Raw genomic sequence first — 13,685 nt, forward strand, 5'->3', positions numbered from 1 at the left:
ACGCCTGCCGCAAGATGGCCGTTTTGGCTTTACCGTCAAAGGCCGGGCGGTGGATATGCGTATTTCTACCATGCCTACGCAGTACGGCGAAACGGTAGTGATGCGGTTGCTGATCCAGAATACTTCGCACTTTCAGCTGGATAAGTTGGGCATGCCACCAGAATTGCTGGCGCGCTTCCGGAAAATGATCAACCGGCCAAGTGGCATGGTGCTGGTTACAGGGCCAACTGGTAGTGGTAAAACAACCACCCTCTATTCGGCACTGAGTGAACTCAATACGCCTGAAACCAAGGTGATTACAGTCGAAGATCCGGTCGAATATCGTTTACCCGGTATTATTCAGACCCAAGTCAGTGAAAAGATCGAGCTCGACTTCCCCAAACTGTTACGTGCCATTTTGCGGCAAGACCCGGATATCGTGCTGGTGGGTGAGATGCGTGATGAAGAAACCGCCCAAACCGGCTTGCGCGCCTCCATGACGGGTCACCTGGTGTTATCCACATTGCATACCAATGATGCCTCCACTGCACCCGTGCGTTTAATCGACATGGGTGTGCCGCGCTTCATGGTGGCAATGTCACTGTTGGGTGTGATGGCTCAACGTCTAGTGCGATTAATTTGTCCGCACTGTGCCGTAGACCACACACCGACCGAAAATGAGGCCGTCTGGTTACGTCAGGTTTTACCACAGGAAGAAATTCCGTCGGTGTTCAAGCATGGCAAAGGTTGCCAACACTGTAACCGCACTGGTTACCTTGGACGTATCGGCTTGTATGAGCTTCTGGAAATGACGAATGATTTGGCAATGGCTGCAAACATGCCGGATACCAACATTTTTATCCAGAAAGCCCGTGAAAAACTTAAAGGTAAAACCTTAAAAGATCAATCTTTACAGCTTGCTCTGCAGGGTAAAACTACACTAGATGAAATCATGCGTGTAGATAACCAGTTTGAAGGATAAAGCCTGTGCCGATATTTGAATATAAGGGTCGTAGCGAAGATGGATTGATGGTTTCCGGGGTGCAGGAAGCAGCCGACCTAGATGCGGTAGGTAGCGCGCTTCTCCTTTCAAAAATCACACCTATTGAAATCAAGCAAAAAGCAGCAGTCGCGGTAGCCTTCAATTTGTTTGAAGAAAAAGTCACCAGCCTCGATGTCATGTTATTCAGCCGCCAGATGTTTACTTTGCTGAAAGCGGGCATTCCTATCATGCGCGCGCTCAACGGAATCCAGAGCTCGGTAGGCAACGCTAAACTGGCTAAAGTCGTCGGCCAGTTACGAACAAGTCTGGATGCTGGTCGTGAGTTATCAATGGCGATGACAGAACACCCTAAAGTGTTTGATAACTTTTATATCAGCATGATTCGTGTGGGTGAAACCACCGGTAATCTCGATAATATTTTTGCCAGGTTAGCCGAGCATATTGAATTCGAGCGTTTTATGCGCGGGCAAATCAAGTCGGCTCTGCGTTACCCCATGTTCGTAATGACTGCCATGGCGATTGCCATTGTGGTCATCAATATCATGGTGATCCCGCAGTTTGAAAAAGTATTTGCCACCATGCATGCGGATCTCCCATTCATTACTAAAATCCTGATCGCATTCTCCGGCTTTATGCGCAATTACTGGTTTGTGCTAATCGGTATGATTATTGGTGTTGCCTACACATTTAAATCCTATATCAGTACAGCCGCAGGCCGCTCGAATTGGGATAGAGTCAAAATGCGTATTCCCATCGCCGGGAAGATTATTTTTAAAGGCACCATGGCCAGGTTTGCGCGAAGTTTTGCGTTATCCACACGCAGTGGATTACCCATTCTTTCCGCTTTGCGCCTCGTCTCTCAAACTGTAGAAAATGATTATATTTCTGTCAAAATTCTCAGCATGTCTTCAGGCATTGAGCGCGGCGAGACTATTCTAAGGACAGCAACGCAAACCGGCGTGTTTAACCCTTTGGTGTTGCAAATGATTGCGGTTGGTGAAGAGTCTGGTTCGTTAGATGATTTAATGCAGGAAATCGCCGATATGTATCAAGCCGACGTGGAATATGACGTTAAAACATTGGGAGCGCAAATTGAGCCTATTATGATTATGTTTTTAGGTGCTCTGGTTTTAGTTTTGGCATTGGGCGTTTTCTTGCCAATATGGGATATGAGCTCTGTGATGTTAAAGAGTGGGTAATTCATAAGAGTGACCAATTTTTTTGATTCTAATTAGTAAAAGTGATTAGTTTATTAAAGGCTATTATTAATTATAAATTTAGCAATAGTTATGGATTTGATCTTTGCAACTGGTTGTAAGGATGGACCAAAATTGTCTGGCACAGTTTTTGCTGACATAAAATTAACGCAGTTTGAACCTGTCACTGTGATAATAAAGGCAGGGAATTTTGATTAGGAGTCTTGGTAATGAAAAAACAGGCTGGCTTTACATTAGTTGAATTGGTAGTAGTTATTGCAGTTCTAGGTATTCTGGCAGCTACGGCTTTGCCTAGGTTTGTGAATGTTCAATCAAATGCACGCGTCGCGGCTGGTAATGGCTTGGCAGCGTCTGTACGGTCTGCTGCAAATTTAGCGCGTGCTTCTTGGGTGGCTACTGGTAGCAATGCTGGTGCTTTATCAGTCACTATGGACAATCAACCGGTGGTTGTTGCAGCTTCTGGATACCCGGCCGCTACTAATGCAGGAATTGTTGCGGCATTGCAATCCTTAGATCCTCAATTTACGGCTACACCAGCTACTCCAGCTGCTGGGCAGATGACTTTTCAAGTAGGTACATTTGCTGCTTGTACAATTGTTTATAATGAAGGTACTGGTGTAGTAACTTCTAACTTATCTGCTGCTAATTGCGGTGGCTAATTTTTTATTAATTAACTTTTGCTCAGGGTATGCATTACAAGAAAGGCTTTACATTAGTAGAGTTAGTCATTGTCATAGCATTGATGGGTATCATGGTAGCTGTAGCAACCCCAAGGTTTGCTAATGGCGATATTTTCGAAACCCGCGGTGACGCGGGTTTGATTTCATCTACATTACGGTATGCACAAAAAACCGCAATAGCGCAACGACGACAAGTGTTTGTAATCACTGATACCGTAGCGCAACCTAATAGCATCAAGTTGTGTTTTGTGAGTGACCCTAACTGTCCGGTGGCGCAAGCCGTTATTGATCCTGAAACAGATGGGCCTTATGTGATGACGCTTTCGAGAAATGTCAGGATAAATCCATCAAACAATAGTTTGGGGTTTGACGGATTAGGGCAAGCTGTTCCTAATGGGGCAGCAAACTATGTTGTGACCAATCAAAAAAATAATGCGCAAACATTCACAGTAAATATCGAAGCTGACACCGGTTACATACGCTAACCATGGATAGGTTGTTCCATTCCAATGATCCAAATCAGTCAAAAAATAATAATAAACAGTCCACCTCGAAAGTCCAATCGCGGATTCTCTCTGGTGGAGCTTGTGGTATTTATTGTGATTGTCACCACCGCCATTGCTGGTGTTGTGGGCGCATTGTCTTGGATGAGTGGTCATTCTGCCGATCCACTAGCGCGTAAACAGGCCATTGCTATCGCTGAATCGCTGATGCAGGAAATCCAGCAAATGCCTTTTACGTTTTGCGACCCAGACGACCCTAATGCGGCTACCGCTGTGGGTTATGGGGGCTGTGCTACTGCTCAAAATAATCTGAATGGCCCCAGCCCCGCTGGTGAGAGCAGGTACGGTGCAACTAACCCTTTTGATAATGTAGCCGATTATGGCGGTTTCACCATGCCAGGCGGAGGGTGTGCAAGTATTTGCCGTATAGGCAGTAATGCTTCTATTCCTGGTTTAACGTCTTACGCGGCTGCCGTGACTATCACACAAGCTGGAGGTGCGGCACCTTTTGCCGGGATGCCGGCAGATGCAGTATTGAGAATAGTTGTCACTGTGAACGGCCCTTCCAATACCACAATCAGGCTCACTGGTTTCAAGGTTCGCTATGCGCCGAAAGTTTAAAAAAACCGGTTTTTTGATGCGCGGCTTTACCTTGGTGGAGCTGGTGGTGGTCATTACTGTTACCGCGATTATCGGCGGTATCTCATCCACGTTTATTCGACATTCGGTCATTGCTTATGTTAACTCTGAAGCCTATTACGAGCTGGCAGACCGCGCCGATATTTCATTGAGGCGTATGTCGCGCGATATCAGGAATGCTTTACCCAATAGTGTTTGGGTCTCGCCCGCCGGTGATTTTGTACAGTTTGTACCCATCAAATCTGGCGGTCGCTACAAACAGGATGATTTTGGTGCTAATAGCATGAGAGTGCTTGGAGATCTGCCTCCTATGGCTATTAACGATCAGTTAGTCATTTATAACCTCGGTATACAAGGTGCTGATGTTTACAATGGGGATACGCTCCGTGTTATCAACGCAGCTCCCGATGTCAGTCTTAAACAGATGCAGTTTGCGGGTAACGCCTTCCCGTTATCATCACCGGCTGGCCGTTTTTATGTCGTCAATCGAGCTGTAGCGTATGTCTGTGACCTTCCTAATCGACGTCTGTTGATGGTGAGCAATATTGCGCTTCCTTCAGCGCATCCTGCCAATTTCAACGGAGCGAATGCCAGTGTGGTAGTGGGGGATGTCACCGGATGCAGTTTCACCTATAGCGAAGGCGTGATGCAACATACAGGTGTGATGACTGCTCAGCTGGAGCTTTCAAGAAATGGCGGGGTGGCAAGGTTGGTCAACCTGATCAATGTGGTGAACTCGCCATGAAATCCATCTCTTATCGGGCAAAAGGATTTATGTTGCCTATGGCAATCTTTCTACTGGTCATACTTGCGGCATTGGTAGGCTATGCCATGCGTTTGGCAATGCTTGCCAACCTGGGGACTATCCAGGATGTGCAGGGAGCGCAAGCCTACTTGGCGGCACGAGCGGGAGTTGAGTGGGCGGCTTATCAGGTGTTGACGCCAGCGAACATGCAAGCATGTCCAGCAATACCCGCCCCTTTTACAGTGAACGGTTTTAATGTTGCGCTGACCTGCAACCATTCAGTCGAGCAAGACAAAGCTGAAACTCAGGACATCCGTATTTATACGATTCAATCAACAGCATCAATTGGCTTGGTTGGGGCGAAAGATTACATAGAACGAAGGATAACGATGACGCTGAGCCGGTGTATAGATGCTACAAATGGTGAAGAATGTAATTAAAGGAATACGTAGTGGGCGGATTCATCAAAAAAATATTTCTTTATATCGCGATTGGGCTGATATGCCCAAGTCATCTTTACGCCGCCACAGTAAGGTTAAACCCAAGTGGCGGACTTAGTGCGGGTGATGGTTTGCATACATACATCGAAGACACCACCCAAATACAGGTACGTAGACTCAACAACACCGGCCAGTTGTATAACCCTAATGCCATTCCGAGCAATACCCAGCTGGATAATGGTATTTATCTAAGAGCAAACAATGGATTGATCGGACCTGATCATTTCGGTTTTCCAAGTACGTTGACGCCCACAGCCTACATTAATCGTACAGTTTCTACACCTGCTCCAACAGCGATTTCACAAGGGGTGACACAAGGTACAACTTTACAATTTAGTGCTCCCCGATTCAGTACGCTCATTGCCGGTCCCAGTGTGACCGTCAACTGGAAGTACACTTATCCGCTTGATTACATCACTGCAGAAGTGACTTTGGTCATTCCTATAGGCTACCCCATCAGCAGCTCGAATCCTGTGCGCTATTATCATGCAGTAGATACCTATCTTGGTGGAGATGATAGGGGCTGTGGCGTACGCTATACAGATACTAACGGCAGGCAGATTGTGGGTACTTACCCATTGTCAGGGGGTACAAATGCACCATGTCCATCGAGCAGTAGTTTGCCCGCGAATCTGGATGTAGTCGAATCATTTCGAGAGCGTAACAGAAGTTTTGATCATTATTGTGTGGGCGCATGGGACTCGTTTTGGACCAGTACAAGCGGGAATGCTTGTGCTATTGCAAAAACCAATTCATTAAGCGACACGATTTCGACAACAAAGATCGATACCGGGATAGCGATTGAATATGATTTTATCTTGCCTGGTACATACACTTTCAGTTATGACTTCGTTGTGGGGTCAACCTTCGTACCAAATTACGACCATCTGGAAGTTCGCCACTCAGGCACCGGGACGTTATGCCCGGTTGATATCAAGGTGCTGGCATGTCTTTCATCTACGGTGCCTTGCCCTGACAACCAGCTTGTTACTACAGGGGCTCTGACGGGAAATCTTACCATTTCGCCATCCACCCCGACCGTGACTGCTACGCCAGATTCGACATTCACTATTGGTAGTGATGGACCTATTGACACGATATCAATCACAGGAAGCGCTGCAGCTACTTACACTTTAGGAGCCAGTAACTTGACTAAAGCGCCATTGAGCGGTGTCAAGTGCTGGAATACAGCGACTAACTCGCAGAGTTGCAGTTTCACTTTCACTAACACACCTTGCGTAGATTCTTTTGAATGCATGGAGAACAGTCAGGCCACCTACAATAATTTAAAAACTACACCCTCTGCCCGTAACCCACTGCATACCAAGGTGTGGAACATGAATTTTGATATGGATATTGTTGCCGTACTGGCAAGTGGCGCTCAATCGACCGGCTACAATTCCGCTTCAGGATTAATTGTCGATCTGGTGGTTGATGATAACAATAGTTGTGGGTCAACGGTCGTCGCTACCCAGACTTTACCGTTTGCCAGTACCGATGCCGGGCGTAAAAAAATCACTTTTACTGCGTCAGCATCCAATATGACGAATGGTAGTTACCCCAAAGGGGTATACCCGAATTTGAGATGCAAAGTGCGGGATCTTACGCTTAATAAATCAGGATGTTCTTCGGATAATTTTGCACTTCGGCCTCAGTCATTTGCTATATCAAGCACTTCCGCTAATTTAATCCAAGCCACCGCAAGTCCAACTGTCATGTTGCCGCGTAAGGCATGGATGGATAATTTCAACTTGACTGCGTCGACTGGAGAGATCAACTACACAGGGACTCCGCAGATACTTGCTAGTAGAGTGTTTTCGCATACCGGAAATGTTTCTTTGGGTAAGTTTGGTTACGGCATCCCCAATCCGAACGCTTTACCTCCCTATATACCTCCTGAAAAGACTAGTTTTCCTCAGGCCGTGAATGGAATAAGCAGTGGAAATGATTTTTTATATAGTGAAGTCGGTTTTTTTAGATTTGATCAGTATGGTGTTTATGATGAGACTTTCGCTGCTGTAGATACTGCCAAAGGAGATTGTAACAATGAAGCAGTTACCAACCCTGATGCTAGTTTTAATCCTAATTCTTTTAATAACAATGGCATAAAAAACGGTTGCAGGTTTGGCAATACAAGTGCCACTAATTTCCTAGGTCGTTTTATCCCTGATCATTTCCGAATCGCCCCAGGTACTGTTGTCAAAGCGTGTAGTAATTTATTCACCTATTATGGACAGGATGTTGCTAATACTGGTGGGGTGTCGATTCCCTTCACTATTTTCGCTGAGAATGGCGCAAACGGTACTACCCAGTATTACACCGGTGTACCATCGACAAGTACCTACGCCAAATTTGTTCCTTCAACGTGGACTAACTACAAGTTCACGACCACGCCAAATCTTGGATCTGGCGATACGTTAAGAAGTGCATTTAATCCTGCTTTGCCGACGGGTTGGACAAATGGCCAAGTTTTCGTAGATGCCAAGTTCAAGATTGACCGTCCTGTAAATCAGACAATCCCGCAAAATGTGACGTTTAGTGCGGAAATCAGCGATTCAGATGGAACTGCCACTAAACCTGTCAACATTGCGTTGGATGGTAGCACGCAATTCCGGTATGGCAGGTTGGCAATCCCTCCAGTGCATGGTTCTGAATTATTGCCGTTGCCTTTGAGAATTGAGGCGCAGTACTGGGATGGTTCCAGTATTAATTCCTATCGTCGAAGCACGGGCGACAGTTGTACAGTGGTTCAGCCCTCTACCGTTGTCATGAGAAACTACAGAGGCAATTTAAATGCTTGTGAAACCCAGTTAAGCGGTGGCGCAATGACTCATGGAGTATCTAATTTGAGGCTCTCAGCTCCTGGTGTTGGGGGCGATGGAAAGCCCAACACTGGCAGTGTCGATCTTGAAGTGAATTTGGGAGCCGTGGCTCCTGGAGAGAGGACGTGTACTGGACCCGCGGAAGCTAATGCGATCGGTGGAGTTATCCCTTGGTTTGGTGGGCCGGATCCGGTAGGCCGCGCCTCATTCGGCATCTACAAAGCTCCCATCATCTACATGCGAGAAAACTTCGGCCCATGATAATAAAACCACCGGAACAGGTGGTTTTATTATTTTAATCAACGGATTGAAGTGGCCAAACAGGCACTAAAGTTGCTACCTGTTATAAAAAGCCTGGCGACTGACAGTTTTTGTAACGAAATACCACAGTCTGCAGGTTTAAGTTACCCGATATGTAAAGCCGCAGTTGCTTATGTAGTCAATCATATGACAATGCTTTATGATCCACTTTAAAATTGATTTGTTGTGCATTGATTTTAAATAATAAATTTCATTATTCAAACTAATGGGTGTATATGAGTTGGTTTAAACGACAAAAGAACAAGCAACAAGTGGGGGTGAGCTTCACTGATATGCATGTTAGCACCGTGGCGTTAGCGCCCGGGCTGGATGGCGCTAAACCAACTGTCTCATTGGCTGCGATTCAGCAGATACCCCTGCAGGCAGCTTCCACATTACGGCATTTTGTGACCAAAAATGACCTAAAGGCCATGCCCTGTAACGTCATGCTCAATGTTGACCAATATAATGTTTTGCAGATCGAAAAGCCGACCATGCCAGAATCCGAGGTCAAGCAGGCATTACGCTGGAAAGTAAAAGATCTGCTGGATTATTCGGTTGAGCAAGCCGTCGTAGATGGTATTAACATCCCCGTAGATCCTTCATATGCGAATCGCCAACCAGCGATGCTGGCCATTTGTGCTAAAAAATCTACCGTCTCCCTGATTGGTAACCAGATGGTAGAAGCCGGGTTCAACCTGAAAACGATTGATGTGCATGCGCTGGTGCAGCGTAATATCGCGCAATTGCTTGAAACCGAAGATCGTGCCCTGGTCATGCTGACCATACTCCCCAAAGGTTGTTTGCTGACATTCACTGCCAGAGGTGAGTTGTACCATGCCCGCCTGATTGAACTGGATAGGGATTTCCTCAATGACAGGGGCGAGTTGTACCAGACTAACTTCGACAAACTGGTACTCGAGTTACAACGGTCACTCGATAGCTTTGATCGCCAATTCCCGTATTTGAGTCTTAACCGATTGGTAGTATCACCAGTAGCGAATCGTGATTACCTGGTGAGCGGGTTGAGTACCAGCCTGTATGTGCCGGTCAATGTATTCAACCTGGAAGATATTGTAGATTTGCCACCTAACCAGGATTTTGCCAGCCTAGAGAAACAGGCCATGCTGCTGCCAGCCCTGGGCGCGGCCTTGCGTCAGGAGACTGCAGCGTGAGCCAGCAAATCAATCTGTTTGAAAGCGGACTGGTCAAATCTAAAGACTGGTTTACGTTATCTTTCGTGGCGGGAATCTATGTATTGGCCGCAATCGCGATGGTGTATTTATACACCGGTATCGAATCTGAAAATGCACAGTTGCTGGCACAGCGTAACCAGACGGTTTCCCAGTACGACACTATGCAGAAAAAAGTGGATGAGTTCGCAAAAAAGGCTATACCCGTTGACAACAGCAAGCTGGAAGCCGAGTTAAAAAAACTGAATACCAGGTTTGAAATGCAATCGCAGATGCTGGCGATATTCCAGCAATCTATTTCCGAGAATGCTTATCACCTGATCGATTATATGCGTGGGTTTGCCTCCAAATCGCTATCTGGCGTGTGGTTGACTGGTTTTAAGATTGAGCCTGCTGCACAGCATGTATCTTTGTCTGGCCAAGCCTTGCAAACCGAAGATATTCCGCTATACCTGGACTTGCTATCTGCACAACCTGTGTTTGAAGGCACACAGTTTTCCGGCTTGCAGTTCAAGCAGGTTGAATTACAGAAGCAGCTGGCGCCACAGGCATCTGCTACTACAGCTCCGGCGCAAGCGGCGGTTGTCGCGCCAACGGCGAGTCCAGAAGCGACAGGCAAAGGTGCGTCTGCGCCAGCAGTGGCAGCCAATGCTGCTATGCCATCTTCCAGTACAGCTTCAGCGTCAGCCACTAGTGCACCTGTGACTGACGAAACAACAAAACTGAAGGTATATGCTTTCGATGTCAAAGGCCAGGATGTGCGCGATAAAACTAAATCCGTGAGTGCGATTAGCTGGGATGATTTTGTTAGTCAAACCGCGCCGCAGCCTCAAGCGAAGCAGCCATAGGAAAGTGCAACTCTGATGCGATTTGAACAGTTACACACACTGAATACTAAATGGCTGGCGCTCTCCAAGCGCGAGCGCTGGATGATTTTTGGCGCAGGCCTGTTTGCCGTGGTTGGCTTACTGGATACCTTTTTGCTGGAGCCAAAACGCGTCCAGTTAGCCAGTACACAACAAGAGATACTCAAGATCCAGAATGATACGGCGACCTTGACCGAGCAAATGACCACCATTGCCAGCCAGGCAGCGCCCAAACCTGAAAGCAATGCTTTTCAGCGCGACATTGATGCCGTGAGTGCGAAAATCGCCAGCCAGTCATCAGACCTGGTCAAGATTTCTGCCTATATGGTGCCGCCACAAGAAATGGTGTTATTGCTTAAAAAACTTCTGCAAAAACATACGGATGTACAGGTAATTGAAATGCAGTCGCTACCAGTGGCCGATTTTATTGAAAAGCAAAGAAAACTGATACAGGAACAAAAAGCACCTGGCGGCAATAATCCGCAAGATGCATCGGCTGAAGATGTCTGGCAAAACGTACCGCACGTATACCAGCATGCGGTGAAAGTCAGGCTGAAAGGCAAATACTTTTCCCTGCTGGCTTATGCGCAGTCGCTAAAAGCCATTGGCCAGCGAGTGGCTTGGGAAAATGCAGAGCTGAAAGCCGACTATCCGGAAAGTGAATTGACCGTTCAGGTATATACACTGAGTGGCGAGAATGCATGGTTGGGGATTTAGCATGCGTATTTTGGTAAAAACAATAGGGATGTTCATGCTCATGCAAGGCGTAGTCTTTGCGGAAATGGTGGATCCTACCAAGCCACCGCCCTCTGTCATGGAGTATTTGCCGAATGCAGAAACACAGGCAGAAAAGCCATGGGAGCTGACCGCTTTGCAACACAACGGCAAGAGTGGATTTGCGGTGGTGAATGGCCAGATGGTGCAAGTAGGCGAGAGTTACAGTGGATTCAAACTGATATCGGTAAAAAACCAGCAGGCAGTATTTGTCAGTAAAGCTGGCGAGAAAAAAGTCATTGGATTGGGTTTAACCAGCTACATCGTTGAAACCAAGCCGCAGGCAAAAATAAAAGCTAAAACAGCCAAAAACAGCAAAAAAGTGAAGAAATAAGTAATAAGTACCTGCGTGTTGAGATGCTCAACAGCAGGTTAAAAACAATTGAGAGACTGCTATGAAAACTTTTGTGAATACGTTGGGTGTGATGATCATTGGTGCCGGGTTGGCGGGGTGCAACAGTAACCCGTTTGCGCCAAGCAATGCATCAATCAACCCTAAAATTCAGAGCGAGCTGAGCAAATCTGCGGCCATGGCAAAAGGGCAAGTCGCACCGCCACCTAAAGAAGTGACCGATGAGTTGTTCGAGCCTCTCAGAATTGAACCGCCAAAGTCACTGGCTAAGCGCGTGGAGCCAAGGTTCGATCTGGTTGTGAACAAAGCGCCGGCCAGCCAGGTATTGATGGGCATCGTGTCAGGCAGCCCTTATAGCATTGCACTTAGCCCCGACCTCAAGGGGGATATCTCGATCAACCTGAAAGATGTCACGCTATTTGAAGCGCTGAACGCCTTGCGTGATTTGTACGGCTTTGAGTACAAAATGAGTGGCAAACAGATTTTTGTCGAGCCACAAAATATCCAGACACGGGTGTTCCAGGTGAACTACATCAGTGGTGCACGTAAGGGGACTTCAGCCACGAAAGTGACTTCAGGCACCGTGAGCAATTCAAGCGGTGGGGGAGGTCAGGCTGCGGCAGCTTCCGGCGGTACAGCAGTAGGCACACCGGCAGCATCAGGTGGTGGCGCTGCTAACCTGCAGGTATATGCCTCTGATGTCAGCATGGGTACCAACAATGATTTCTGGGGCGAGATGGCTAACTCGCTGAACAGCATGATCGGTGAAGAGGGCGGACGCAAGGTGGTGATCAACTCGCAGTCAGGCCTGATCATGGTCAAAGCCATGCCCAAGGAAATCCGCCAAGTTGAGAAGTTCTTAAGCCTGATGCAAGTGACAGTCGACCGCCAGGTGATCCTGGAAGCAAAAATCCTTAAAGTACAATTGAATAAAGATTCACAACAGGGCATTAACTGGTCTGCAGCAAGGTTTATGCGCGGCCGTGATGTGACCTTTGGTAATGTTAGCGGTAACAGCACTGTGAACGGTGACACTGGCAATATCACGGATGGCAATGTCAACACTTCGCCAGCAGCGAATCCGGGTTTCCTGGATAACAATTCCGCTATTGGACTGGGTGGTTCGGTATTTGCACTTGCCGTGCAGGGTAAGGGCTTCTCTGCATTGCTGACTTTCCTCGAAACACAGGGTAATGTTGAAGTGCTTTCCAGTCCACGTATCGCCACCATCAATAACCAGAAAGCGGTGCTGAAGGTCGGTAACGATGCATTTTTTGTGACTAACGTCAGAACTAACGTGACGACCACTACGGGTGGCGCGATTGTGACACCGGACATTCAGCTGCAACCTTATTTTTCCGGTATCTCGCTGGATGTGACACCGCAGATTGATAAGAATGACAATATCATCCTGCACGTGCACCCGTTTGTCAGTGATGTAACACAGGTCAACAGAACTGTGACATTGTCCAGTGCTAACGGTGGCGTATATACAATCCCGACAGCTTCTTCCAATATCAACGAAACCGATAGTATCGTGCGTACCCGGGATGGCAACGTGATCGCGATCGGCGGGTTGATGTCTGAGTCTATCGATAACACACGCACCAAAGTGCCTGGGTTAGGCGATATCAAGTACTTGGGTAATCTATTCCGCCAGAAGAGTGAAATCACGCGTAAAACGGAGTTGGTTATCCTGTTGAAATCCACCGTAGTTCATGGGGGCGATAACTGGGCGGAAGATATGCTTGAAACTCAGGGCCGAATTGATAAACTGAAGGGTGAGAGCTTCTAGGAGCGGGTATGTACCTGCAACATTTTGGTTTGAATGAGTATCCCTTTACCATCACCCCGGATACCAGTTTTTATTATGCGACGCGCAGCTTGCAAGAAGCGCTCAACACTTTGCTGGTGGCAATCCAGTCCGGGGAAGGGTTTGTCAAAATTACGGGCGAAGTCGGCACGGGCAAAACGCTGTTGTGCCGCCGCCTGCTCAAAGCACTCGAACCCACCTGCAAAGTGGCGTTTATCCCTAACCCGTATCTTGATCCGCATGCCTTGTTGATGACATTGGCCACCGAGTTCGGCGTGGCTTTCAAACCGGATTTTACC

General features: G+C 47.3%; 14 protein-coding genes. All 14 read left to right on the forward strand.

From position 1 onward, the window contains the following. Window positions 1-961 (forward strand): GspE/PulE family protein (locus tag VK958_RS13625; RefSeq protein WP_325242257.1); only part of this gene is annotated, 961 nt, incomplete at its 5' end. 5 nt (window positions 962-966) lie between these two features. Beyond that, window positions 967-2,181 carry a type II secretion system F family protein gene (locus tag VK958_RS13630; protein ID WP_325242258.1) on the forward strand — a complete coding sequence of 405 codons (1,215 nt, stop codon included), beginning with the start codon at window positions 967-969 and terminating at the stop codon, window positions 2,179-2,181. Between the two features lie 227 nt (window positions 2,182-2,408). After that, window positions 2,409-2,858, forward strand: coding sequence for a type II secretion system protein (locus VK958_RS13635; RefSeq protein ID WP_325242260.1), 450 nt, complete (start codon window positions 2,409-2,411; stop codon window positions 2,856-2,858). Between the two features lie 29 nt (window positions 2,859-2,887). Further along, window positions 2,888-3,364, forward strand: a complete 477-nt coding sequence (locus tag VK958_RS13640) for a pilus assembly FimT family protein (protein WP_325242262.1) — start codon at window positions 2,888-2,890, stop codon at window positions 3,362-3,364. A gap of 24 nt (window positions 3,365-3,388) precedes the next feature. Then, window positions 3,389-4,003 carry a type II secretion system protein gene (locus VK958_RS13645; protein ID WP_325242264.1) on the forward strand — a complete coding sequence of 205 codons (615 nt, stop codon included), beginning with the start codon at window positions 3,389-3,391 and terminating at the stop codon, window positions 4,001-4,003. Further along, window positions 3,987-4,766, forward strand: a complete 780-nt coding sequence (locus VK958_RS13650) for a PulJ/GspJ family protein (RefSeq protein ID WP_325242266.1) — start codon at window positions 3,987-3,989, stop codon at window positions 4,764-4,766. The genes VK958_RS13645 and VK958_RS13650 overlap by 17 nt, the downstream gene beginning before the upstream one ends. Continuing rightward, window positions 4,763-5,206 carry a hypothetical protein gene (locus VK958_RS13655; RefSeq protein WP_325242268.1) on the forward strand — a complete coding sequence of 148 codons (444 nt, stop codon included), beginning with the start codon at window positions 4,763-4,765 and terminating at the stop codon, window positions 5,204-5,206. Before VK958_RS13650 ends, VK958_RS13655 begins: the two co-directional genes overlap by 4 nt. 11 nt (window positions 5,207-5,217) lie before the next feature. Continuing rightward, window positions 5,218-8,349 (forward strand): DUF6701 domain-containing protein, encoded by a 3,132-nt coding sequence (locus tag VK958_RS13660; protein WP_325242270.1) that lies wholly within the window; start codon window positions 5,218-5,220, stop codon window positions 8,347-8,349. 275 nt (window positions 8,350-8,624) lie between these two features. Next, the gene (gene pilM, locus VK958_RS13665; RefSeq protein ID WP_325242272.1) at window positions 8,625-9,563 is read left to right on the forward strand and encodes a type IV pilus biogenesis protein PilM; all 939 of its coding nucleotides are present in this window, start codon (window positions 8,625-8,627) and stop codon (window positions 9,561-9,563) included. Further along, window positions 9,560-10,429: a PilN domain-containing protein gene (locus tag VK958_RS13670; protein WP_325242274.1), complete on the forward strand. Its 870-nt coding sequence runs from the start codon at window positions 9,560-9,562 to the stop codon at window positions 10,427-10,429. The genes pilM and VK958_RS13670 overlap by 4 nt, the downstream gene beginning before the upstream one ends. Window positions 10,430-10,444: 15 nt before the next feature. Further along, the gene (gene gspM, locus VK958_RS13675) at window positions 10,445-11,164 is read left to right on the forward strand and encodes a type II secretion system protein GspM (protein WP_325242276.1); all 720 of its coding nucleotides are present in this window, start codon (window positions 10,445-10,447) and stop codon (window positions 11,162-11,164) included. Window position 11,165: 1 nt separating this feature from the next. Then, entirely contained in the window at window positions 11,166-11,555 is a 390-nt protein-coding gene (locus VK958_RS13680) for a hypothetical protein (RefSeq protein WP_325242278.1), read from the forward strand. Window positions 11,556-11,616: 61 nt separating this feature from the next. Then, complete coding sequence (mshL, locus tag VK958_RS13685) at window positions 11,617-13,368, forward strand: pilus (MSHA type) biogenesis protein MshL (protein WP_325242280.1); 1,752 nt, start codon at window positions 11,617-11,619, stop codon at window positions 13,366-13,368. Between the two features lie 8 nt (window positions 13,369-13,376). Further along, window positions 13,377-13,685: ExeA family protein (locus tag VK958_RS13690; RefSeq protein ID WP_325242282.1), on the forward strand; the 309-nt coding region annotated here is incomplete at its 3' end.

Origin of the sequence: Methylophilus sp., assembly GCF_035460085.1 — a bacterium.
Lineage (GTDB): Bacteria > Pseudomonadota > Gammaproteobacteria > Burkholderiales > Methylophilaceae > Methylophilus.

Excerpts from the sequence above, each read along its gene's own strand:
- VK958_RS13680 (WP_325242278.1), top strand. The coding sequence starts at position 11,166 with ATGCGTATTTTGGTAAAAACAATAGGGATGTTCATGCTCATGCAAGGC.
- VK958_RS13635 (WP_325242260.1), top strand. The coding sequence starts at position 2,409 with ATGAAAAAACAGGCTGGCTTTACATTAGTTGAATTGGTAGTAGTTATT.
- VK958_RS13645 (WP_325242264.1), top strand. The coding sequence starts at position 3,389 with ATGATCCAAATCAGTCAAAAAATAATAATAAACAGTCCACCTCGAAAG.
- VK958_RS13640 (WP_325242262.1), top strand. The coding sequence starts at position 2,888 with ATGCATTACAAGAAAGGCTTTACATTAGTAGAGTTAGTCATTGTCATA.
- mshL (WP_325242280.1), top strand. The coding sequence starts at position 11,617 with ATGAAAACTTTTGTGAATACGTTGGGTGTGATGATCATTGGTGCCGGG.
- VK958_RS13655 (WP_325242268.1), top strand. The coding sequence starts at position 4,763 with ATGAAATCCATCTCTTATCGGGCAAAAGGATTTATGTTGCCTATGGCA.
- pilM (WP_325242272.1), top strand. The coding sequence starts at position 8,625 with ATGAGTTGGTTTAAACGACAAAAGAACAAGCAACAAGTGGGGGTGAGC.
- VK958_RS13650 (WP_325242266.1), top strand. The coding sequence starts at position 3,987 with ATGCGCCGAAAGTTTAAAAAAACCGGTTTTTTGATGCGCGGCTTTACC.
- gspM (WP_325242276.1), top strand. The coding sequence starts at position 10,445 with ATGCGATTTGAACAGTTACACACACTGAATACTAAATGGCTGGCGCTC.